At 39.4% G+C, this 21,287-nt stretch carries 21 protein-coding genes; 6 read left to right on the top strand and 15 right to left on the bottom strand.

Translation table 11 applies throughout. The annotated features are described in order from the left end of the window. Positions 1-119 precede the first annotated feature (119 nt). On the bottom strand, positions 120-3,704 hold the full coding sequence (locus HOP08_14125; protein ID NOT76059.1) for a PAS domain S-box protein: 3,585 nt from the start codon (positions 3,702-3,704) through the stop codon (positions 120-122). A 256-nt stretch (positions 3,705-3,960) separates the two neighbouring features. Between HOP08_14125 and HOP08_14130 the strand changes: the two genes are divergently transcribed. Continuing rightward, the gene (locus HOP08_14130) at positions 3,961-4,626 is read left to right on the top strand and encodes a response regulator transcription factor (GenBank protein NOT76060.1); all 666 of its coding nucleotides are present in this window, start codon (positions 3,961-3,963) and stop codon (positions 4,624-4,626) included. An 85-nt stretch (positions 4,627-4,711) separates the two neighbouring features. Here the strand turns inward: HOP08_14130 and HOP08_14135 are convergent, their stop codons facing one another. The 4 genes from HOP08_14135 to HOP08_14150 form a co-directional block, all read right to left on the bottom strand. Further along, positions 4,712-5,620 carry a DUF4421 family protein gene (locus HOP08_14135; GenBank protein NOT76061.1) on the bottom strand — a complete coding sequence of 303 codons (909 nt, stop codon included), beginning with the start codon at positions 5,618-5,620 and terminating at the stop codon, positions 4,712-4,714. A gap of 4 nt (positions 5,621-5,624) precedes the next feature. After that, positions 5,625-6,386 (bottom strand): SDR family oxidoreductase, encoded by a 762-nt coding sequence (locus HOP08_14140; protein NOT76062.1) that lies wholly within the window; start codon positions 6,384-6,386, stop codon positions 5,625-5,627. A 79-nt stretch (positions 6,387-6,465) separates the two neighbouring features. Beyond that, a complete protein-coding gene (locus tag HOP08_14145) occupies positions 6,466-7,143 on the bottom strand; it encodes an OmpA family protein (protein ID NOT76063.1) in 678 nt (225 codons plus the stop codon). A 136-nt stretch (positions 7,144-7,279) separates the two neighbouring features. Next, positions 7,280-8,260, bottom strand: a complete 981-nt coding sequence (locus HOP08_14150; protein NOT76064.1) for a M23 family metallopeptidase — start codon at positions 8,258-8,260, stop codon at positions 7,280-7,282. 329 nt (positions 8,261-8,589) lie between these two features. Here HOP08_14150 and HOP08_14155 point away from each other — a divergent pair, with 329 nt between their 5' ends. Beyond that, positions 8,590-8,892 carry a hypothetical protein gene (locus tag HOP08_14155; GenBank protein ID NOT76065.1) on the top strand — a complete coding sequence of 101 codons (303 nt, stop codon included), beginning with the start codon at positions 8,590-8,592 and terminating at the stop codon, positions 8,890-8,892. Positions 8,893-8,980: 88 nt separating this feature from the next. Further along, the gene (locus tag HOP08_14160) at positions 8,981-9,487 is read left to right on the top strand and encodes a hypothetical protein (protein ID NOT76066.1); all 507 of its coding nucleotides are present in this window, start codon (positions 8,981-8,983) and stop codon (positions 9,485-9,487) included. A gap of 48 nt (positions 9,488-9,535) precedes the next feature. Here HOP08_14160 and HOP08_14165 read toward each other — a convergent pair whose 3' ends face one another. From HOP08_14165 to HOP08_14180, 4 genes are read right to left on the bottom strand one after another with little or no spacing between them, the layout of a single operon-like run. Next, complete coding sequence (locus tag HOP08_14165) at positions 9,536-9,973, bottom strand: hypothetical protein (GenBank protein ID NOT76067.1); 438 nt, start codon at positions 9,971-9,973, stop codon at positions 9,536-9,538. 37 nt (positions 9,974-10,010) lie between these two features. Further along, positions 10,011-10,637, bottom strand: a complete 627-nt coding sequence (locus tag HOP08_14170; protein NOT76068.1) for a DUF4142 domain-containing protein — start codon at positions 10,635-10,637, stop codon at positions 10,011-10,013. Positions 10,638-10,651: 14 nt separating this feature from the next. Continuing rightward, complete coding sequence (locus tag HOP08_14175) at positions 10,652-11,032, bottom strand: hypothetical protein (protein ID NOT76069.1); 381 nt, start codon at positions 11,030-11,032, stop codon at positions 10,652-10,654. Positions 11,033-11,084: 52 nt separating this feature from the next. After that, a complete protein-coding gene (locus HOP08_14180; GenBank protein NOT76070.1) occupies positions 11,085-12,290 on the bottom strand; it encodes an FAD-binding oxidoreductase in 1,206 nt (401 codons plus the stop codon). A gap of 421 nt (positions 12,291-12,711) precedes the next feature. On the opposite strand from HOP08_14180, the gene HOP08_14185 reads away from it, so the two are divergent. Both HOP08_14185 and HOP08_14190 read left to right on the top strand, forming a co-directional pair. After that, positions 12,712-14,301 (top strand): DUF748 domain-containing protein, encoded by a 1,590-nt coding sequence (locus tag HOP08_14185; protein ID NOT76071.1) that lies wholly within the window; start codon positions 12,712-12,714, stop codon positions 14,299-14,301. Between the two features lie 53 nt (positions 14,302-14,354). Continuing rightward, the gene (locus HOP08_14190; protein ID NOT76072.1) at positions 14,355-15,044 is read left to right on the top strand and encodes an SDR family NAD(P)-dependent oxidoreductase; all 690 of its coding nucleotides are present in this window, start codon (positions 14,355-14,357) and stop codon (positions 15,042-15,044) included. Here HOP08_14190 and HOP08_14195 read toward each other — a convergent pair. From HOP08_14195 to HOP08_14220, 6 genes are all read right to left on the bottom strand, one after another. After that, a complete protein-coding gene (locus HOP08_14195) occupies positions 15,041-15,751 on the bottom strand; it encodes a DUF1223 domain-containing protein (GenBank protein NOT76073.1) in 711 nt (236 codons plus the stop codon). The two genes, HOP08_14190 and HOP08_14195, sit on opposite strands and share 4 nt — an antisense overlap. Before the next feature lie 27 nt (positions 15,752-15,778). Then, positions 15,779-16,225: a YHS domain-containing protein gene (locus HOP08_14200; protein NOT76074.1), complete on the bottom strand. Its 447-nt coding sequence runs from the start codon at positions 16,223-16,225 to the stop codon at positions 15,779-15,781. Between the two features lie 104 nt (positions 16,226-16,329). Continuing rightward, positions 16,330-17,253: a hypothetical protein gene (locus HOP08_14205; GenBank protein NOT76075.1), complete on the bottom strand. Its 924-nt coding sequence runs from the start codon at positions 17,251-17,253 to the stop codon at positions 16,330-16,332. A 16-nt stretch (positions 17,254-17,269) separates the two neighbouring features. Further along, entirely contained in the window at positions 17,270-18,847 is a 1,578-nt protein-coding gene (locus HOP08_14210; protein NOT76076.1) for an amidohydrolase family protein, read from the bottom strand. A 27-nt stretch (positions 18,848-18,874) separates the two neighbouring features. Next, a complete protein-coding gene (locus tag HOP08_14215; protein NOT76077.1) occupies positions 18,875-19,279 on the bottom strand; it encodes a Dabb family protein in 405 nt (134 codons plus the stop codon). Positions 19,280-19,287: 8 nt separating this feature from the next. Continuing rightward, a complete protein-coding gene (locus HOP08_14220; protein NOT76078.1) occupies positions 19,288-19,686 on the bottom strand; it encodes a hypothetical protein in 399 nt (132 codons plus the stop codon). 40 nt (positions 19,687-19,726) lie between these two features. On the opposite strand from HOP08_14220, the gene HOP08_14225 reads away from it, so the two are divergent. Beyond that, positions 19,727-21,268, top strand: a complete 1,542-nt coding sequence (locus HOP08_14225) for a DUF853 family protein (protein ID NOT76079.1) — start codon at positions 19,727-19,729, stop codon at positions 21,266-21,268. The last annotated feature ends 19 nt before the right edge of the window (positions 21,269-21,287 follow it).

The following is a 21,287-nucleotide window of genomic DNA, read 5'->3' on the forward strand; positions in this document are numbered from 1 at the left end:
TATTTATAATGAAAAATCCGTAGAGGATAGATAGTTTCTTCGTGGGGCTTATCGGAGAAAGTTATCTGTATATATGAAGGTAATAGTTTTCCCTGAGATTGGGAGAACAAAGTTACATATTAAATTTTGGTTAGAATTTCTGGATTATCGGGCAAAGTAAAGTAGAAAGTAGCCCCTTCTCCAAGTTTTGCTTCTGCCCAGATCGATCCATTATGACGCAATAAGATGCGATGAGAGAGTGCTAATCCTACCCCAGTGCCTGTGAATTCCTGCTGATGATGAAGTCTTTGAAACACTCCGAATAGCTTATGATAATATTTCATATCAAAACCAGCACCATTATCTTTTACATAATATACGGTCTTCCCCTCCTCATTCTTGCATCCAATTTCGATTACAGGATCTGGATTCTTGCTGGAGTATTTTACAGCATTGGAAATGAGATTGGTCCAGACCTGTTTTAATAATGTGCTGTCACCTTTGGCAATTTCCAGAGATCCAATGATGATTCTGGATGGAAGTGGTATGCCTCCGTCTTTCAATTCATGGAGTGCTTCTGATACTAACTGCTTCATATCAACATCTGATAGTCGAATATGATATCTTCCTAATCTTGAGAAATCAAGCAGGTCATCGATGAGCGATCCCATGCGCTTGGCATTGCTCATAATTACCTTTAGAGTCTTTTGACCTTCTTCATCCAGCTTGGATGAATAATCTTCAATCAGAATCTGACTGAACCCATCAATGATCCGTAAAGGAGATCTCAGATCGTGTGAAACTGAATATGTAAATCCCTCCAGTTCATTGTTCGCAGCTTCCAGTTGAGTCGTTCTAAGCTTTACACGCTCTTCAAGTTCTGAATTGAGTTTTAATATTTCCAATTCGGCATTCTTTTGTTCGGTGATGTCGTGGTAATTAAGTACCAACGCGTTGATGCTTTCATCGTGAAGCATGTTGGTCATAGTGCCTTCTACCCAAATAACGTGTCCAAGCTTATGTATGATTCTAAGTTTAGCGGGAATGGATTGCCCTGGTTCACGGAGTGATTGCTTCAGAACAGCAGCAATGGTGTGAGTATCCTCCGGATGAATTTGACCAACTCCCACCGTTGACATTTCATCGGGAGATCTTCCGGTAATTTTTATAACAGACGGGCTTCGGTAGAATCCAACCATGTTCTTATCGGTAAGGATAATGGCATCGTTGCTGCTCTCAATCATCCTCTGGAAGCGCCTTTCATTTGCGGCTAATTTTGCTTCTGCTTCCTTGCGTTCGGTGATGTCACGATAGTTGGAAATGATGGCCTTGACATTTGGGTCGTCAAGAAGGTTTGTGACAACGCCTTCAAGCCATATGTACATGCCATTTTTGTGACGAAAGCGGTACTGGAAAGCCATTGGCTCCCTGGGTCGTTTCTTTAAGTCACGATAAAGCTGATCAAACTCTTCAGAATGGTCAGGGTGGACGTAATTTTTTACTAACTGACCTTTTCTTTCTTCTTCTGTATAGCCAAGAATTTTTGTAACGGACGGGCTTTGATAAAGAAGTTTTGAGTTTTCGTCGTTGACCACAATCGCATCAGAGATATTCTCGATGAGAGAGCGATAATATTTTTCGCTATTGGCGAGCTTGTCTTCTGTTATTTTGCGTTCAGTGATATCACGTGTTGTAATTGCGGTTCCTACTACTTCTCCATCGTCTTTCACAGGATTGAGTGAAACACTGACCCAACGAAGAGTTCCGCTTTGAACATGATATGAATGATCATATTCAACACTCTCTCCGAGATTAATCTTCTCAATAAGCTTTCTGAATGCATCAAGTCTTGCGGGATCCACAAATTCAAAAACATTATCACCGACCGTCATTTTCCGGCTGGTGAAGAGTACGGCATCTTCAACCGCTTTATCATTGAGAGATTTTATAATCCCAGTCTTATCAATGAGTGTAATGCCTTCTGAAATATTCTGAAAAATGTTCTTGAGGTTGGTTTCTGATTCTTTGAGCTTCTTTTCTGATTCCCTCCGTTCTGTAATATCATGGCAGTTCGACACGATAGCCTGAACATTTTCATCATCCAATAAATTGATCATGGTTCCTTCGATCCAGACCACACTGCCATTTTTATGAAACAATCTATCGAGTCTTGGAATTGGAACTCCTGGGTTTTTGAGCGATTGATTCAACATTTCCCATGACTTTTTCAATTGGTCGGCGTCCATCACGCGATCAATTGCTACACTTCTCATTTCTTCCAGTGAGAATCCGGTAAGTTTTTCGAGAGCAGGACTGGCATAAATTACACGCCCCTCTTTGTTATTTAATAAAATGATATCGTGAGCATTTTCAACCAGAGCTCTGAAACGTTTTTCACTGGCAATTAATTTTTGCTGTACTTTTTTCTGGTCTGTTATATTATCAAACAATCCAACAAAAAAACCTTTTTCGGGACTGTACAGTGAAATGGAGAACCAACGATCCAAAGGTTCAACATTCATTTCAAACTTTTCGTGCTTTCCCGTTAATGCTACTCTTCCGACCCGTGCAAAATGCTCTGGATCCAAATCAATCAGACCTGGGATAAGTTCTGAGATTTTTTTCCCCTCAGCATTCTTCATTCCTGTAAGGCTTTCAAATTCCTGATTCACAGTCCGATAGATATAATCGACTGCTTTTCCGTCTTTAAATATCACCTCACAATGCGCAAAGCCATTAAGCATATTTCCGAAAAGGTGCTCATAGCTTTTTTCACTGAAAGCAATTTTTTCTTCATCACGCTTCAGTCTTGAATTGATTTCCTTTATAAGAAACCATGCTAATCCAAAGGCAAGTAGGAGAGCCAGTCCATAAAAAACGAATAAGTATGGTAGCGTTCCATTGGATGTGAAAAATTTGGTAACCGGTTGCTGAACAATAACTGCCCATCCGTGCTCCGGAACTTGTTCATATGCAGAGAGTCTTTCTTCTCCTGCGATTGGATTATACAATATCTCAACACCCTTTTCGCCTCTAAGTGCTTTTTGAACGGCAGGTACTTCTGCGTAGCTCACGACTGAGTCTACGGTATGTTGAGGATTAGCTGCAATATTTCCTTTTTGATCAACAACATAAATGAACGCTGAGCGATCCTGGCCGAAATCACTCTTCCATTCTAGTAATTTTTGAACCTGAACTTGTAAAACAAGGATACCACGAACCTTACCCTTCAGATTTTTAATTGGAACTGCAACTGCGGAAACTACAATTTGCGGTTCGGCTATTCTTTTGTAAACAGAAGAGATGTATGGCTTCCAGTTTTCCTTTACTCCTAGATACCATGGACTCCAGGCAAAGCTCTTTCCGTAAAGTTCAGGATGTTCTGGAATATCCTTCATTAAATTTCCCAGCGTGTCGGAAATGAAAACCCTGTCGATGAATTGAAAATCTTCAGGAATTTGACGGATCAATTCAATAGCTTCTTCCCATTTGTTCTCGTCAACATGTTTTCTTAACAAAGGACGTGTTGTGAAAGAGATTCCCAGGTTTGTCAGTCGATCGAGCTTTTCCTTTAATATTCTTGCGGAAAGTGAGGCAATGAAGCTTCTGTCTTTGTGGATTTGCTCAGTAGTGTTTTCGCGAATACGCAAGTAACTGAAGATCGCCACCAGAATCACTGGTAGAACGATTGCGACAATAAGAAGTAATCTACGGGTCAATGACATACAAAAGTACTGCCCTTTCGGGATCTGTTCTATTGAATGATAAAGTCAAGAGAGGCGTCGGAGACTGATGCCCTTACTGAAAAAAGAAAGCTACTAAAAATTTTATTAATAGTTGTTGATTTTAGGGTGATTAAGAAAGAGTAAGAGTTTTTCTTAAATTAGTACTCTTAACCAAAATCATTAGTTTTCCGGATTTAAGCATCTCTTCTCTTTTATCAAAGAGACAATGTTGTTGATTCCTAAAACATAAATAAAAATGGGAAAAATTAAGCTTTTACTAGTAGATGATCACAAACTGATCCGTGAAGGAGTTAAGTCAATGGTGGAAAATACTGAAGATCTCAGTGTGATTGGATCAGTTTCTTCCGGTGAAGATTCCATTAATGAAGTCCGTGAAAATCGCCCTGATATTATTTTGATGGATATTATGATGGGAGGGATGACGGGTATTGAAGCCACTCGATGGATAAAAGAGTTTGATCCTACTATCAAGATCATTCTATTGACAATGGAGATCAGTAAGGAATATGTTTCTGCCGGGATCAAATCAGGAGTGGATGGCTACCTCCCGAAAGATGTTGACAGAGACACACTACTTGATGCCATTCGTACAGTCAGTAGTGGTGGCCGTTTTTTCAATGATGCAATCCTGAAACTTGTTTTTGAAGATTTCTATTCAAAGGAAAAGCAGAAGAGTTCAGACAAGAAACTTCCGAATGATCTTACTAAAAGAGAATATGAAATTCTGGTTCAGGTCGCCACTGGTAAGACAAATAAAGAAGTAGGGGAGACTCTTTTTATCAGCATCAAAACAGTAGAGACGCATAAGACTCACATCATGGAAAAGCTTGGCCTAAGAAATACAGCAGAAATGGTAAAGTATGCGATCAAAAATAATATAATATCAATTGATAGTCTTTGACTTATTTGATCACCTTTAACAGCCTTTTTTCTTTTCCACCCAATTGAAACCGCTTCACGTAGCTAAGTCTAAGGTTACCGGTATTCTATGAAGCTTCGCGTATTCCGTCACCAAGCCTGACATTATTGTTTATATAAATAACTTGAAGGGCCCAGTGTTCGCTATTATAACCTGTTACCAGCCTGAAAAATGTATTTGGGCTTACCCCTGAAGACACTGAACTTCCATCACTGTTTTTAAGTGTTGTATTACTGTAATCAACACTTGCCGATGCTGAGCCTGTTAGAAAGAAATGCTCTTTGATCACGAGTGTGTAAGCATAACCGAGATTTACGCCTATTTCAAAGAAATCCACATTAGATTCAACAGTTGTATTGTCAATAACCGTAGGAACAATTGTACTGTCGCCTCTGATCCTTCCTGAATAGGTTTCAACTCCGACCAATATAGTTCCTGCTGATTTTTTTTGCCACTCATTCTGTAAGTACATAGCCTGGGCAGAGAATCGCTTATTGTTTACGATGTATTGTAGCGATCCGCCGAACATTGTCACCTTAAGATCAGGTCTTGAATAGTATTGATCGCTGCCAGAGGCTGTTCCTTTGGGAAACAAGTAAAAACCTTTGTAAAACTGGCCGACAAGGTCAAACGTAAATCTCTGAGAGTATTTATGGAATTGAAGATCCAGATAACTTGTCTTTCCCTGACCTTCATCAGGATTGAGATAGCCAATTCCTGTTGCAATGTTGAATGTTGCCCATTTATAGCTCGCCCCAATTCCGAAATTAACTTTTGCGTTGGGTATATAATTTATTGTGTAAGGAGTTTTCTCATTTTTTAAAGTCAGAGCTGTATACTTCTGTGAGAGAAATGCTCTTCCGGTAATTAAATGCGTGTAAGAAGCATAATAGGTAGAATCATGCTGGGCTTGAGTACCATGGCTGCTAATAATAATCAGAAGGAAAATAAAAATAACGGATTTGATTCTACCCATTCTGTTATTGTGCAAGGTATCCACCATCAATTTCGAGTGCCGTACCTGTTATAAAACTACTGTCATCAGATGCCAGGAAAAGAAAACTCTTAGCGACCTCTTCAGGTTTTCCGAAGCGCTTCAATGGATGAAGCTCTGTAATTTGTCTTTTAACCTTTTCATTATCGGTAATTCCTCCTTTTGTAAGCAAGGGAGTTTCAATAAATCCCGGGCAGATAGCATTGACTCTTATGTTGTCTGAAGCATACTCCAGAGCAGCTGTCTGTGTAAGGCCAATAATTCCATGCTTGGAGGCAACGTATGCGGCTGAATTTGCAAACCCAACTTTACCATGAATGGATGACATGTTAATAATAGTACCACTTTTCTGTGATGACATCTGCTTAAGTTGATATCTCATGCAATTAAAAACGCTTGTGAGATTTATGTGGATAATGCTGTTCCATTCTTCTTCTTTCGTCTCAACAATTTTTTCCCCACCACCGCCAACACCAGCGTTGTTTAATGCAACATCAAGAGAACCAAACTTTTCGATGACAGTCGTAATAACAGCGGCAATCTGATCAGCCTTTGTTACATCACACTCCAGAAATATTGATTTATCATTTTCTGCTTTTATTTCCAGCATCGCTGAATCATATGCTACCGACTTAATATCAACTACTACTACGTTTGCTCCTTCGGCAGCTGCTATTACAGCAGATGCCTTTCCTATCCCTGATAGTCCACCAGTAATTAATACAGTCTTGTTCTCAAGTTTCTTCATGATGCTTTAAATTAACAACCCACCTGATGGATCAGGCAGGTTGTTTAAAATGACTTCTTAAAAAATGCTTTACTCCTTCTTACTGACCTAACTCTCCCTTTTCAGCAAGCTTTTGCATTTTCTTGTTGGCATAGATTGCGACCTCTACACGTCTGTTTTCAGAATCTGTTGTTGAAATAGGTTGCGTTTCACCATAACCGGTAGTGGTCACTCTGCTGCCTTTTACTCCAAGTGATTCGAGGTAATCAGAAACAGCATTCGCTCTTTTCTTTGAAAGTTGCATATTATAGTCATCCTTACCAGTGGCATCCGTGTGACCTTCTACCAAAACGTTTGTATCATCATACTTATTAAGGGTTTTGGCAAGTGAGTTAAGATTTTCCTTTGTTGAGGAATTCAATACATATGAGTCAAGAGCAAACATAAGACCTGAATCGAATGTGATCTTGATACCTTCTCCGACACGTTCTACATTGGCTCCTTTAAGATCATTTTTCAATTCCTCAGCTTGCTTGTCCATATGACGACCAATGATCGCTCCGGTTGCTCCGCCTACACCAGCACCAATAATGGCACCTACTGCAGTATTATTAGAACCTTTCCCGATCAATCCACCAATAACGGCACCTGCACCAGCACCAATGGCTGTTCCTTTTGCTGTATTGGAGGCTTTGCATCCACCCAGAATTACTTGCATGGTAAAAATTATTACTGTCAACCAGATTCCGGTTTGCAGCTTTGAATTTAGATTTTTCATAATCAATGTCTTTTTTGATTCAGCTTATTAAAGAATAATGCCAGACGGAATTAATCTAAAAAAACAGATTGCTTGAAGTGGAATTAAATCTTTGTGTAATAATTTCCCCGAAGAATTTATGGATTGCAATAAGGAATTAATTTCCCATTGACTGATTTTGAATAGATGCTAACTGAACAATCTTCTCATACTCTGATGGAGTAAGATCATTATAAAAATAATGGATAGGATTGATCTGCATTCCATTTAAGACAACCTCATAATGTAAATGTGGTGCAGTAGATTGTCCTGTATTCCCAACGAATGCGATGGGTTCGCCTCTTGAGATATGATCTCCGGTCTTTACAATGAAATCTTTCAAATGCGCATATCGTGTCTGATAGCCGAAACCGTGGTCGATGATGACCATCTTGCCATAGCCAACAAAAGCTGTGTCTGCAGCGATGACAACACCATCAGCAGTTGAATAAATGGGAGTTCCTTCCGGTGCTGAGAAATCAATTCCCTGGTGCATTTTGATCACTTTATAAAAAGGGTGCAATCTTGGACCGAATCCTGAGGCGAGTGCAGTTAAATGCTGATTAGAGATTGGTTGAATAGCAGGTATTGCTGCGAAAAGTTTTTGCTTATCATTCGCAATTCTTAATAATTCATCCTGTGAGATTGATTCTATATAGATCTTTCTTCTTACTTTATCGATCTTCTCATGTAGTTCAGCAATGTATTCAGCGTTCTTGATTTTCTTCGCACGGATATCTGAGTAACGGTCTCTTCCACCAACACCACCTTTTCTTACTGCAGGATCGATGGGTTCTGTACCAAGAACAGCGCGGTAAACGTAGTCGTCCCTTTTCTCAATAGAAGTTAGTGCGTCGTTAAGATTATTGATCTTGTTATTCAGTTCTGCATAGCTTACTTCAAGATCTTTTAAATCATTTTTCAGTTTCAGTTCATTAGGCATTTCGAAAAAACTGATGTATAAATAGAATAAGCTGAATGCTCCAACCACTACCATGACCGTTGTGCGAATGGCTTTTAATATTTTATGCCAAATTCCGTACTCCACCCGAGTGTATCGTGATGTTGAAGGATCGTAGTAATAAAATACTTTGGTCATAACTGTTAATTTTTTTACAGAGATCGAAAAAAATGCAGCCGTTAAGCTGCATTTTGAAGAAGCGTAACCTGTAAACGAAATGCTCCTTTTGAGTTAACCTAAATATGCCTTGCAGTCTAACTAAAAATAAGTGTGCCAGTAGTCCAACTATGACCTCTTATCGGGAAAATCACATGAATTCAATTGTGAAATTCATTTGCAGGATTCTTAAACTGGGGAATTAATTCTACGGGGTAAGGGATTTCCCTACTATGAAGTCGTTTGTGTGACCTCCTTCGAGTGGCACGAGAATTTGACAATACTGTTCATAACCCTTTAAAACAACTAAAATGAAAAACTTGATCAAGACCTCCCTCTTTCTGGCTACTATAGCTCTTGCTACTCCTTCTTATTCTATGAATACAACTACTCCTGTTGCCACTGCTGCTCAGCCAATGAATTCTGACGCTTCACAGCTTGCCAATCGGTTAGAGGAAATCAACGCGATGGATAAGGATGGTTTGTCAAGACCTGAGAAACGTGAATTGAGAAGAGAAGTAAGAGCAATCAAGAAAACCCAGGATAGCGGCGGCGTCTATATCTCTGTAGGTGGTCTTCTCTTGATTATTATTCTTCTGATTATTCTTCTTTAAGGTAAGGAAGAACTTTAAAGAATTTCAGGTTTAGGGTCCATTTTGAATTGGACCTTACACTTTAATTAAATCAACTAAAAATAGAATTATGAAGAAGTTATTGATTGTTTGCTCTGTTGCATTCCTCGGGTTGTTATCAACTACACAGGTCAATGCTCAGGCAATGAACCAAACTTATAATACAGCACTTGGTGTTAAAGTATGGGGTGATGGAGGTGGTATAACCTTTAAGCATTTTGTGAAAACCGATCGTGCATTTGAAGCGATAGGATATTTCTGGAGTCGCGGGGCGAGAATCACAGGACTGTATGAATTTCATTTTGATTTTCCTGATGCACCGGGATTGCAGTGGTATGTTGGTCCAGGAGCTCACGTTGGCTTTTACAATAATCGTTACTATGACAATAACCCAAATAACTACCCGAATTCTTCCGCTGCATTTGTGGGACTTGATGGCGTTTTAGGTCTTGATTATAAGTTTGACGGGGTCCCTATTAATCTTTCGCTTGATTGGCAGCCATCCTTTGAATTTGGAGATGGACGTGGTTTTTACGGTGGATGGGGTGGTCTTGGTATCAGATATACTTTCAATTAGAAATAAAAAAAGAGGCATTCAGCCTCTTTTTTTTGCCCGCATTTTCCTTTAGAGAGGCGTTCTCTTTTCCTCTTTATTAGCATCAGCGTTACGCTCAACTCCTTCCGTAGTGGTGTTTTTATTAAGTAGATCATACGCCGAAGCATATGTATAGGCTTTCTTGCCAATGATTGTTATGGGAGTATTCAGGAGAATAGGCTCATGTTTTAAAGTGATCAAAAGATCGTTATCACTCATCCCATTCATCATTTTAGGATTACTGGACTCGAATCTGTCTTTATAAGTCGGATCAATAAGGGCCTTTACGTTAACATTCATCTTTGTTGCTATCTCTGCAAGTTGAGTTTCTGTCAATGCTTCCTTTTTAAGATCCAGGGTCTTTACCTTATAAGTCTGTATTGTTTCTATAAAAGCACGGGCTTTTTTGTCATCATTTTTGTCAGAATGATAAATGAATGTTAATTCGTTGGGCTCATTTTCTATCATGTTGATTCATTTTAGGGTTAGAATGGATAAATAACCATCAGGTTGGTTTTGCAGCCTTCCTTCTGATGCGAATGCTTTTTACTTTGTCAAGGTGAGTTTCAATTAGAGGAAGATACTGGGACGCGAAATTTCTAACATCAGCATTTTTATAGTCTTTAGCTCTATTGAATTGCCGGATATCCCTTCGATGATCGATCTTCATCATCTTAATAAACTTCCTGTCAAATTTCCTTGATTCAAGCGCAAGAAGATATTTCAATCCATCCTGTTTATCTTCACTAATTGTGTCTGGTAACGGAAATGAAAGCTGTTGCGTCAGCCGTTTAAGATTGTTCAGCATTGAGGTCTGATCTTTTATCATCAATGCTCCGTAATCTTTTATTTCCTGAGTAGATCCTTTCCTTACTGCAGCTTTGCCCTCTAGAATTCCCATCATGCGTGCATCAGCCGCTTTTAATATAAAATCTGATTCATCCTTGGAAAGACTTTGATACTGGATGGTCTTCTTTTCAGATTTCTTGATTGAATCAATTTTTCCTTGCTTTCCTGTGTCGGAAGATTTTGACTTGTTATTTTCTTTTTTCTCAGTATTCGAACCAGATCCACATCCCAGAAGTATGCAAAATGACCCTGTCAATAAGATTCTAAAGTATGTTCTTTTCATCCTTCTGGATAACGTCATTTTATTTCTTTCCTGATGCGATTGTATTCTCGTCTTGTGGAATTGGTGCTGGTTCTAATCCTGTCTACCGAGGCGGTAGTCCACGCATTTTTTGCAGTAAGTGAAGTTTCCTGTAAATCAAATTTTACCCTATTTCTGTATTCGACAAGTTCTTTTTGATCTGTTTCCAGCTTTTCTTTTTTGTCACCAGGTGCTTTGACAATTTTTATGTCGATAAGCTTTATTGTTACGTTGATAGAATCTCTCAACTGCATCAATTCTTTTGAAATCGCAGCACGTTCAAGATTTATATCGACGGAGTCGCTCTTCATTTTTTGTGCAGAGCAAATACCCAACGTGCCGACGGTCAGGAATATTAAAATAGCTGTCTTTTTCATGATTAGTTTCTTTGCGGAAATACCTTAAAATTCCGTGCCATTGGCGTTTTTTCTATCGATTGAAGCTGAAAATCAACTCGTCCTTGTTGACCTTCCCCATCAATTTATCCCTGATCATTTGTGCAGCAATCACACTGAATGTTATTCCATTGCCCCCAAAGCCAAGAGCAAAGGATGTGGCAGGACGTTGTCTAACGGATCCTATGAATGGAAGGCCATCTTTCGTAATCGCAAATGTTCCTGCCCATTGAAAATCCGTCTTGAAAGGAATGTTAGGGAATAATTTGTTAAAGGATTTTTCCAGCGCCTTTGCTTTTCCTGGAAGTGCACTATCTCTTTTGAAAGCACTTGAAAACTCATCATCCTTGCCGCCAATTAGTATTCTGTTGTCATCTGTTGTTCGGAGGTAGAGGTAAGGGGTAGCGGTTTCCCAGATCAATGAATTATGATACCAGAATTTATTTTCAGAGAATGGTTCGCTCACAATAGCGTAAGTAGAATGAAATTCCTCAACCTTTTTTGGTAGGTATTTTTGAGATTCATAACCACTTGCGATGACAAGATGATTGGCAGTAATCGTAGTTCCAAGGCTCGTGGAAAGAGTAACTGTATTGCGGTGATGTTTGATGTCAAGGACTTCAGTCGCATCAAACACCTGAAGTCTGCCTGTTGCAGCGATATGAGCAAGGATTGCGTGGGTAAATCTGTAAGCATCTATCTGTGCGCCTTCACTGGATAAAAGTCCGGCAGGAGCATAAAATCCAAACTTGGTTTTTATATCTTTTTCAGTTAACCATTTTAAATCAATGCCATGTTTTTTGCGGATAGCAAACTCTTTTTCAAGGTCACGGCTATCTTTTTTGGTGGAGGCATATTGAAAACTTTCTTTAAGCGAAAAGCCAACGTCCGTTTTAAGTTCTTTACAGATCTTTTCAATTTCGTAAATAGAATTAATACATAGCTTATAGCTTCTGGCTGCATTTCTTTCCCCTACAATCTCTGCCAGCTTGTGAAGAGGAGTATCAATTTCATATTGAAGCAGGGCTGTACTGGCTGCAGTGCTTCCCATTCCTACATGTCGCTTGTCAACGATGATTACGTCAAATCCTTTTTTGCATAAATGCCATGCAACAAGAGCTCCCGTAATTCCGGCCCCCAAAATAGCAACTTGTGTCCGGCTGTTTTTTGAAAGTGATGGATAGGTCGCAATGATGCCATTGTTCAATAGCCAGAAAGGATAGGATGATCGGAGATCCATGGAGTTTTTTAAGAGGATTTATCAGGATCCCAACACTTATCAAGTAAAACACATGCCACTGTTTTTAAGGTTTGTGGAATTCTATGGCACCATATTGTGGAATTCCCGTAGAATTTTTTCCACAAAAAAATTGATTTGCAAGCAAAAACGCAGTTTTTGGAGCGTTTTTAATTTGGCAAGATTATTTAGTTAAGGAGATCAGGAATATGAAAACACAAATGATTTCTCGGACAAACAGGTTTCTCGTCAGATCAGCTGTATCAGTCATGTTGACTGGGGTAGTGGTTGTTGACACACTCGAAACTCTTGGTTTTATCCGAAGGTCTTGAAGATAATGCTTGCCGTTCTGGCAAGTAGGTTAGGGGAGGAAAAAGTCGGGCGGTCAAACGCCTGACTTTTTTATTTTATACCAATTCTATTTATGAGTAAGTCGACCAAAGTATTTTTATTTCTCGTTCTCGGTGTAATAATCTTGTTCTTTGGTGGACGCTATTTCATCTTCTGGAAGATAAAGCAGACTGTTATTACAAAAATTGAAGAACTTAAATCAAAAGGTATCCTGATTGAGTATGAGTCTATTGACGTTAATTCATTCAGTGGCAGCATAAAAATAACAGATGTCAAAGTGGATGAGGAGGGACCTGATTCCATATGCGTGGCAGGGGCGACACTTTCAGAAATTGAAGTTCAGGGCTTGTCTGTGATTTCATACTTATTAAAAAAGAAAATTTCTATTGCCTCCATCTATTTGAAGGAACCATGGATTCAATACAGTAGCCGGTCAAGGAAATTCAACAGTACCACAGAAGGTCAGCAATCTGGGGATAAACCTGGCTTGAAAGGAATTGAGATTGAATTATTCAAAATAGATTCTGGTAAAGTTGAAATGGTAGACAGTGCTAGCTGTAAGGTTACAATGAAGGGAAGGTTGAATCTTTCTGTCAAGAATTTCAGTATTATTAATTTAAGTAGTGACTCTGTACAATGGAAGGTTGAAAGCGTTGTTGCAAATGGGATTGAAATAGACTTGCCGACTCGTTTTTACAATATGAAACTTCAACAAGTGGCGTATTATCAGAATGATCAGATGATACAATTGGATTCATTGTTTCTAAAGACTACACTCGACAGGGCTGAGTTTGCGAAAAGATCTGCCAAGCAGGTGGACCAGTTCAATGTTGTAATGCCTTCGTTACAGATTCTTGGATTTGATCCGGGGAAATCTGCGCAACCATCGATTATTGCTAGGGAGATCAACCTTCACTTTGATATGGATGTTTATCGTGACAAGCGATATCCACGTGCATGGCGCAAACCCAAAATTCTTCCAATTCCATTTCTTCGGAAATTCTCATTTCCAATCAAAATTGATTCTTTGATAATACTACCAAGTAAGATTGTCTACCACGAGCATCCTGAGAAAGGTGAGGGTGTTGGTAAAATTTCTTTTAATGAATTGAAGGGTGGAATGTATAACATTTCAAATGACTCGACAGGAGAAGCGAGTATGAGGGTTTATTCAAAATTCATGAATGCAGGTGATCTTAATGTCAATTTCACCTTTCCACTTGAGAAGCAAAAGCTCTATACCGTAAAGGGGTCTTTGACAAATTTTTCAATGCCATCGATCAATACGATGCTGGAACCTGCGGCTCATATTAAAATTGAATCCGGGAAAATGCAGGCCATGAAATTTGACTTCAGCTATGATAGTAAAGAATCCAACGGTGAGTTGGAGTTACGATACAGCGATCTGAAGGTTGTTGCCATCAAGGATGACGAAGAAAAGTCAACAAACAAGATTGTGACATTAATTATTGGAGCTCTTATTAAAAAGAAAATTGATAAGAATGATCCGATCGATAAGCGTACAGGAACCATCAAATGGGAACGCGATACCCAGAAAGCCATCCTCAATTACTGGTGGAAATCCGTGTTTTCAGGATTTAAATCTGTTTTCGGTTTTAATAGCTCTCCAAAGAAAGGTGATGATAAAAAGAAAAAATCCTGAAGTGTAACTGTGCGGATTGATTACTTTTAATAATTCAATTTTTCTGAACTTCTATGAAGAAAAACATTGTCATCACTGGTGCAGCTGGAAATCTTGGAAAAGCTGTTGTAAAAAAATTTCTTAAAGAGGGTCATCGCGTTATTGCCATCGTATCTTCTCTTAATAGTCTGCAGGAATTAAAGGGAGATATTATTTTACTATCGGCAGATCTTACAAACGAACAGGCGGTTAAGACCTTGACAGATTCCATAATAAAGGAGAATAAAAAAATTGATGCAGCACTGATGCTGGTGGGTGGTTATAGTCCCGGCTCAATTCTGGAAACAGAAGGAGGTCAATTAAAAAAAATGTACTCAATGAATTTTGAAACTGCCTATTTTATGGCAAGACCAGTATTCGCTCAAATGATAACGCAGGCATCAGGAGGAAGAATTGTTTTTGTTGGTGCCAGACCTGCCTTGCAGCCAAAGGACGGAAAAAGTTCTCTGGCGTATGCCCTCTCCAAATCATTGATTTTTAAACTTGCTGATTTTTTGAATGCTGAAGGTTTATCGAAGAATGTCATCTCTTCAGTAATTGTTCCAAGCACAATTGATACTCCTGACAATCGGAAGGCTATGCCCAAAGCTGATTTCGCTTCCTGGGTCACCCCCGAATCAATTGCCGATGTAATTGCTTTTGCTATTTCTGATCAAGCAGGTGCTTTGCGAGATCCTGTTTATAAAATATATGGAAACGCCTAAAGTTCCTGGGCAGTAGCAGCAACAATTCTTAGCTCTTGATCCTGACTGAAAGCTATGAGCGATGATTTTTTGATATTAATGTCAGTGAATTGTAGTTCCACCGTTCCTTGTTTTTGCATTGGGATCGATTTAAAGGCCCTGACAACATTATCATGATGAAGTTCCTTTCCCTTATTTTCACCCCTTGAAACATAATTTGTGACATCCTTTTCGACTAAAGCAAGATTGAGAACTTCGCCGGAAGGACTTTTATCTAAAACGTAATTCAGGCGTATTGTATTCCCTGAAACAGTCAGATTGCTGATCGTGATAGTGTAAAGTGATTTTTGAAGGAGAGCTTCATCAATGATTGTTTCTGCAGATGACCTGCTGGATCCTACAAATTCAGACCTTCCATTCACGATCATTTGTGGAGTGTAGGTAGAGGTGAGTCCAAGCTGATGAGCATAGACCTGTTGACGTTTAGTAAATTCCTTGCTGCTATAGGGATCTTTCCATCCGATGTAATTCCAGTAATCAACATGAAAGGAAAGTCCATAGACGGACTTTCCTTCTTTTTGTGATTGTTGAATGATTTGACTAAGGTTCTTATCCGCAGAGGGACAACTTGAGCATCCTTGTGATGTAAAGAGTTCGACTACCGCAAATCCCTGTGCCAGGATTTTTTGACTTGAGAGAATAATCAATAAAACTAAAAGGTGCTTCATTCTCACGTGGCTTTATTTTAATTATGATTATTCCTTTATAACGGTCGGCCATTTTTTATCGGCCTGATCAATCAATCCTTTTTGATTTTTATTCCAGAGCTTTTGAACATTTGTGTTGAAATTGAAATACAGTTTGTTGTCTACGATCGTCCAGGTCTCAGGTTGAGTAGGAGCTTTGTGACCAGAGGCGGTCCCATAAGCACAATAGCCACCATATTGAGGAGCATACTTTGAAGGGTCTGCTTTAAAGAGATCAAGATTTTCCTGGGTTGAAAAATGCCACTCGGCTCCGTTCCATGTGTATACTAACTCCTTTGTTCCCAACACCGGTTTACTTTCTTTGAAAAATGCAACGGGATCATATCCCTGAATAGCTCCTGCTTCCGTCGTAAACACTTCAGGTTTTTGCTGTGCCTGAACCGCGGTTACCATAAGTACTAATGCAAAAAATGATAGAATGAATTTTTTCTTCATAGGAATTTTCGTTTCGGTATCAAAATTACCTCAATTGTCGAATGAAAAAAGTCAGACTGCTGACAATGTCACTGAAATTCTATTTGACTACGCAGGGAGCATAGCTACTTCCATCGCGCTAACTCCGCTTCGGATGCAATGAATCCAAATGCTGAGAAATGTTTTCCGGCTACAACCTTCTCAAAGATCTCTTTAGCTTTTGCGGAATCACCGTTGTATAGATACCAATTTCCAACTCCATACCCCTGTGTGGCTAGTGCCAGATCAGGATCATTTTCATCTGAAGAAACTTTTAATAATGAATCAGGAGAGATCTTCCCCTTGTACATCATGCAGCGTTTATAATAAGAATCATTTTCAACAATGTTCATGGAGTCGAGCACGTTGTCAAGAAGCTTTGACGCCTCCTGTTCTTTGCCTTCTCTCTTATAGGTCATATACAGCCAGTCAATGGTAGCAATCATAAGATCATCATTATTGCAGGTGAGAAGACAGGACTGATAACTTTGTTCTGCATTTTTAAAATCCTCCTGGAGGTAGAATGCTAATCCAAGGTGATATCGTGAATTGAATTGAGTAGTTGAAAGTGGTATGTTTAATTTATTAGGTGACCCATCGGGCTCGATTTCTATTGGTGATTCAGAAGATAATTCATCTGCTTTCTTCAGATCTTCAGTGGCTTTCGAAAATTGTCTTAGTGAAATGTATCGATGCCCACGATGTCGATAAAGTTTAGCGGAAGCTGGATATTTGGAAATACCTTCTGTAAAAACATCAATGGCCTCCTGAAACCTCGAAAAATACCCCAGCCTTCTTCCATACCATATGTAATTATTTTCTGAAGCATCTTTTTCAAAATTGCTTTTAGCCACATTCAGATTGCTGTCAAGTGCTCCCTGGGATTTTTCTGAACGCTCGGGTTCAAAATAAGATTTTCCGAGCAAGGAGATAACTACAGGCGTCTTTTCAATCTTTTTAGAGCAGGAAAAGATTATTATTGAAAACAGAATGATGTAGATAGTCCTCATCTTCAAATTAATTATTTCAATTCCCAGGTTGCTTTAATATAAAACCTGACTTCGCTTTTTCCTCATCCACGATCTTCTTCACATCAGCGAGCATTTTTTTTGCATCATAGATGATTCCATCCTTGATCGTGTATTTAATTCCACCCACACGCTTTACACTATTATCATCCATTAGCTTGATTGCGCCTACTCCATATAAAACCTGAAGATTTTCCAGAGGATTCTGATCAACAATTGCAAAATCAGCAAGCTTGCCAATTTCTACTGAACCAATTTCTTTCTCCATTCCAAGAGCCTGTGCTCCGTACAAGGTTGCTGATCGAATTACCTCCAAAGGATGAAAACCAGCTTCGCGCAATAATTCCAACTCACGTATGTAGCCGAAGCCATATAATTGAAAGATAAATGCATTATCAGATCCTGCTGTTACGCGACCACCACGGTTTTTATATTCGTTGACGAATGTCATCCACAATCTGAAATTCTCTCTCCAAGCAACTTCCTGCTCTGTACCCCATGAAAACCAGAATGATCCATGTGCCTGACGACTTGGTTGATAAAATGCCCAGAGCTTTGGCAACGTGTACATCTCATGCCATTCCTGTCTTCTGGCTTTATGAAGATCACGAGCTGCTTCATACGTATCGAATGTAGGATCCAATGTGAAGTCCATCTTTAATAATGTGTCCATCACAGCATTCCATTTTGACGAAAAAGGGACGGCTGCCTGCTTCCACAGACGACCCGCCTCTTCAAAACGATTTTGTTCGTTTGTGTAATTATAATTCAATGGATAATTCTGAATGGTAGAACCTGTAAGCATCGCTTCAGGCAATCCATACCAATGTTCCATGGTAGTTAATCCGGCAGCAGCAGATTGAACAACGTTCCATCGCGCTACACCTAGTTGTGCATGATGGCAAGCAGAACGAAGTCCTAATTTTTTATTTTCCCTTAATGCCGCATCCATAATGTCTGGCGCTGCTCCAAAGAACTTTATTCCATCGGCGCCATTGAGCTTGTTGGTGTTTACCCAAGCTCTTGCTTGTTCCGGAGTGCGGATTGCTTCCTTTGCACCAGTTCCAAATGTTACATATGCTTTAATACGTGGAGCAGTGATTGTGTTTTGTGCACTTTTCTCTTTGTGATCCAGTACCCATTTGATCCCATTGCCAGAACCCGGATCGCGAATGGTAGTGATTCCATGAGCCATCCACAGTTTGAAAACATATTCTGCGTTAGGAGCCTGATCACCACCAATATGACCGTGCATGTCAACAAATCCCGGCATGACATACATTCCTTCACAATTAATTTCCTTACCACCAGCTTCCAACTTTATGCGATTGCCGTCGCTGGCCATTCCTGGTGTAGGAAGTCCCAGACTTGCAATTGCTACAATCCTGTTTTGTTTAACAACAATGTCTACAGGCCCAACAGGTGGTGCACCAGTTCCATCAATCAGCATGGCGCTGCGAAGGATCAACTGAGTAAACGGTCCTTGTCCCTCCTTTATTAATGGAGCATTCAGCATCGTCTCCTGGGCAAAAACTTTAAACGATAGTAAAACAAAGAGGATTGATAATTTTTTCATCACTTAGTTCTTATTTTTTTACTTCAATTACTTTCCAGTCCAATAGTCAATTACGGTTGCCTTATCCAAATATGGTTTTAAAACTTCTACAAATGATTTATGATCCGGATGAACAAGGTAGTCGTCACGATCTTTTTCACTGGCGAAGGTTACCAGAAAACAATGTGTTAGACCCTGATTAAGATTTTCAGGACTATTGTTAATTCCCCATTCAAAATCTTTAATGAGAGGAATTCTAAAGGCAAGTGATCTGAAAAATGTTTCAACTTTCTGAACATCTTCAGGTTTTGCATCATCTTTGAATTTAAACAGTACCACATGACGTAAAACTTTTGGTGGAACTTTAGTAGTAGGTGCCTGGGCCTGACTTCCTGAATAGCTGACACAGATTAGTAATAAAACAGCAATGGCAAATGATTGTATCTTTTTCATAAATAATATTAATAGAATAATTGTGCTAATGAATTTGCTTTGTCAGTTGTCGCGGGTTTGAGACTTAGAAGTTTTGTGAATTGCTCTGGTCTTAAGTTTGCCTTTAATCCATCAAAAAGTGTTTTTTGTCCTGCTTCCAGATTTGATTTATACTCTGTTGGCTTTGTTTGTGATTTAGCGATATAGCTTGACTTATTGGTTAGAAATTGATTTACCAGACCTGAAACTTTTGTGGTTTGATCACCGCTCAGGCCGAGCTTGGAAGTAAGCGATTCCATAACCCCTTTTCCGATGGCTGTTGGATCAAAACCCATGGTTGAGGCAGCACCAGTAGCCTTTTTCAAATCAAGTTGTGAGAAAGCTGTAAAGCCCGCCAGAAGAAAAATAAGGAGTGTTACGATTTTCATATGTTTGTTGAGCAAGTAGAATTGGAAATTACATAAAACGATGTCAAAGGAGAAATTCATTACCACGATCAACACCTCTTATACAATGCCAGGCGCTTCTATTTATTTAGGAGCAGGAGTATTTGAAGGGGAGATTCTTTCAGAAGCAAAAGTTAATCTTCCTCTGCGAATGATGACGCGACATGGATTGGTCACAGGAGCAACGGGTTCGGGTAAAACAAGAACTCTTCAGTTGATGGCGGAGCAACTTTCTGCTGCTGGTGTCTCTGTATTTATGCCAGACATGAAGGGAGATATTTCCGGTATGGCTAAAGAAGGCTTAGCAAATGATAAAATCAATGAACGCGCAAAGGCCCTTAATTATAAATTTAATCCTGCAGGATTTCCCGTAGAGATCTATTCACTCAGTGGAAAGTTAGGTGCTCAAATGAGAGCTACTGTTACGGAATTCGGACCAGTGTTGTTAAGTAAAGTTTTGGAATTGAATGATGTCCAAAGCAGTGTATTGATGATCCTTTTCAAATATGCTGACGATAAGGAATTACCAATCGTAGATCTCAAGGATCTGAAAAAAGTATTAAATTATTTATCAGAAGGAACTGGAGCTGCAGAGATTAAGGAGGCGTATGGAAAAATTTCTTCCTCTACATCCGGCACTATTTTAAGAAAAATTGTTGCTCTGGAGCAGCAAGGTGTCGATCAGATATTCGGAGAGAGGTCTTTTGATATTGAAGATCTTATGGAAAAGGTGGATGGAAGAGGAGTGATCAGCTTATTGAATGTTTCAGATGTTCAAAGTCAGCCGGCTATTTTCTCAACCTTCATGCTCTCCTTACTTGCAGAGCTATATCAATCCCTTCCTGAGGCGGGAGATATTGACAAACCAAAGCTGGTATTCTTTCTTGATGAGGCACATTTACTTTTTAATGAAGCCCCCAAAGCCTTCATGGATCAGATCGAACAGGTGATCCGGTTGATTCGGTCAAAAGGAGTGGGGGTATTTTTTTGTACTCAGCTAACACAGGATGTACCCTCATCAGTTCTTTCACAATTGGGGAACAGAGTCCATCATGTGATCCGCTCCTTTACTCCAAATGATGTCAAGGATTTGAAGGAAACAGTGAAAACGTTTCCAAAGTCTGAATTTTATGACATTGAAAAGCAGTTCACTCAACTCGGTATTGGCCAGGCATTTATCACGGTATTAAACGAAAAGGGCATCCCCACAGAAACAGTGGTTACTCATCTGGCGCCGCCTGCATCTGTAATGGGACCGTTAATTACAGCAGAATATCAGGAACATCTGAATGGTTCAGAGATGTTCAAAAAGTATAAGGAAGCAGTTGATCCAAAAAGTGCTTTTGAAATTCTGACAGAACGGGTTCAGGCAGTAAAAGAAGAACAGGAGCAAGCAGCTGAACAAAAACAAGCTGCAAAACCTGCTGCAAAATCAGGGCGTGCAGAAAAAAGTACCTTTGAAGAAGTAATGACTTCTCCCATTACCAAACAGGTGGGAAAGGAAATTGTAAGAGGAGTCTTTGGAATGTTGTTTGGAACAACCACACGCCGAAGAGGGAGGTAATCAATTTATCCTTAATTAA

Source organism: Cyclobacteriaceae bacterium (assembly GCA_013141055.1).
Classification (GTDB): domain Bacteria; phylum Bacteroidota; class Bacteroidia; order Cytophagales; family Cyclobacteriaceae; genus ELB16-189.